Raw genomic sequence first — 2439 nt, forward strand, 5'->3', positions numbered from 1 at the left:
GTTACAATCATTTACATGAAAAATGAACAAAAATTTAATACTTTTTGCACAAAAAAAGTAGGACTTATTGCTAAAGATTATCCATTATTTAGGCAAGATTTAGAAAAATTAGAAAAAATTTTAAAAAAGTATAACGCAGAAATTTTGCTTGAAAAAAATTGTGCTAAGCGTATAGAAAAAAATGGTTTTGAGCTTATAAAATTAGCCAAAGAGTGCGAATTTTTAATCACTCTTGGCGGAGATGGCACGATCATTTCAACTTGTAGAAAGCTAGCTCACATCTCGCCACTTGTCCTTGGCATACACGCTGGTAGGCTCGGATTTTTAACTGACATAATGATTAATGAGAGTGAGAAATTTTTTAAAGACTTTTTTGATGGTAAATTTGAGGTTGAAACGCCTTTTATGCTTGATGTCGTGCTTCATAAAAATGATGGCAAAACTGAGCAAAAGATAGCATTTAATGACGCAGTCATTGTTAGTAAAAATGGCGGTTCGATGACACATATCGAGGCACTTTTAAATGAAAAATATTTTAATTCATATTTTGGAGACGGCGTTATAGTAGCGACACCTGCTGGAACAACGGCATATAACATGAGCGCAAATGGTCCTATTATCTATCCATTAAGCGAAGTTTTTACAGTAACTCCTATCTGCTCGCATTCACTTACACAGCGTCCAGTCGTGCTTACGAAAAATCATACGGTCAAATTTAGAACAAATAGTGATGCGATTTTGGTTATAGACGGCCAAGACCGCTTTGATATGAGTAAAATTTCAGCCGTTAGCATGAGTCTTAGCAACAAAAAAGCGAGGCTGATACGCCATATCGGTAGAGATTATTTTCAAATTTTAAAAGAGAAACTTCACTGGGGTTATAATGATTGATCGAATTTTGATTAAAGATTATCTAAATTTTAAAAATGTCGAGCTAAATTTTAAAGAGGGTCTTAGCGTATTTACGGGTGTTAGCGGTGCTGGTAAGTCGGTGCTAATGAGTGCCATAATGGCAGTTTTTGGGCTAAAAGATAGCGAGGCAAGGCTGATAGAAGCTGACGTGGAGCATAAATTTGAGCTTGATGAGTTTGGCATAGAAAACGAAGAGGTCAATATTTTCAAGCTTTTAAAAGATAAAAGCACGAGATATTTTATAAACCAACAAGCCATCTCAAAGAAAAATTTAGCCCAAGTGGCGCGCGAGCACATCAAATACCTCTCAGCAAAAGAGGTAAATGAATTTGAAAATGAGAAATTTCTAAATTTGCTTGATAGGCTTGAAATTTCAAAAAATGAGAAATTTAAAGAGATAAAGCAGGAATTTGAAGAAGCGTTTTTAGAATTTTCTAAAATTTCAAAAGAGCTAGCCACTATAAAAGAGGAAGAGAAAAAGGTCGAAGAGCTAAAGGAGCTTGCTAGCTTTGAGATCGAGAAGATAAGAAGCGTTGGGCCTAAAAAGGGCGAGTTTGAAGAGCTTATGGAGACTAAAAAAAGGCTTAGTAAAAAGGATAAGATAAATGAGGCGTGGGCTAGGGCTGAGCGGATATTTGAGCTAGAGCACAGCGTAAATGAGGCGCTAAGCATCAGTGACCTTGACAATGGTTTTTTTGAAGATGCGATGAATGAGCTAAGGGTCGCAAGAGATAGCCTAAATATGGAAGAACTCGATGATATCGATGTGGAAAGCGTGCTTGATAGGATAGAGGCGCTAAATGCCATCATCAGAAGATATGGCAGCGAAGAGGAGGCGTTAGAAGCACTTGATAAAAAGGAAAAAGAGCTTGCCAGATATGAAAATTTAAGCTTTGAAAAGAGCGAGCTAGAGAAGAAATTTGAAATTTTAAGCAAAAAGGCAAATGAGCTAGCCAGCGCTTTAAGCAAGGCAAGGAGCGTAAATTTAAAAGAGCTTGAGGTGATGATAAATTCATACCTAAAAGAGCTTTATATGCCAGATATTACGCTGAGTATTGAGGCTAAAAAGCTTGATATTTTAGGCGTTGATGAGGTTTGTCTAAATTTAAATGAGACTTCGCTTAAAAATTTAAGCTCAGGCGAGCTAAACCGCTTAAGGCTAGCCTTCATAGCTACCTCTAGTGAGATCACAAAAACGGGCGGTGATGTCATTATTTTAGATGAAATAGATGCAAATTTAAGTGGAAAAGAGGCGATGAGTATCGCAAATGTCTTGCTTAAGCTTGCAAATTTTTATCAAATTTTTGCTATTTCACATCAGCCACAGCTTAGCTCAAAGGCAAATTCTCACTTTTTGGTAGAACGTCACGGAGAAAACTCGGTCGTAAGAGAGCTCGATAAAGAGGAGCGTGTAAACGAGCTTGCGCGTATGATAAGTGGCGAACATGTAAGCGAAGAAGCAATAAATTTTGCTAAAGGGCTTTTAAAGTAGCTTAATTTAAATTATTAATTTAAGCTTTGTAAATA

At 36.6% G+C, this 2439-nt stretch carries 2 protein-coding genes; both read left to right on the forward strand.

From position 1 onward, the window contains the following. Nucleotides 1-15 precede the first annotated feature (15 nt). Nucleotides 16-891, forward strand: a complete 876-nt coding sequence (locus FZ949_RS07810) for an NAD(+) kinase (protein ID WP_103579589.1) — start codon at nucleotides 16-18, stop codon at nucleotides 889-891. Next, nucleotides 884-2404, forward strand: a complete 1521-nt coding sequence (locus FZ949_RS07815) for an AAA family ATPase (RefSeq protein ID WP_180998576.1) — start codon at nucleotides 884-886, stop codon at nucleotides 2402-2404. The genes FZ949_RS07810 and FZ949_RS07815 overlap by 8 nt, the downstream gene beginning before the upstream one ends. Nucleotides 2405-2439: the final 35 nt, after the last annotated feature.

This window comes from Campylobacter concisus (genome assembly GCF_902460545.1).
Classification (GTDB): domain Bacteria; phylum Campylobacterota; class Campylobacteria; order Campylobacterales; family Campylobacteraceae; genus Campylobacter_A; species Campylobacter_A concisus_AE.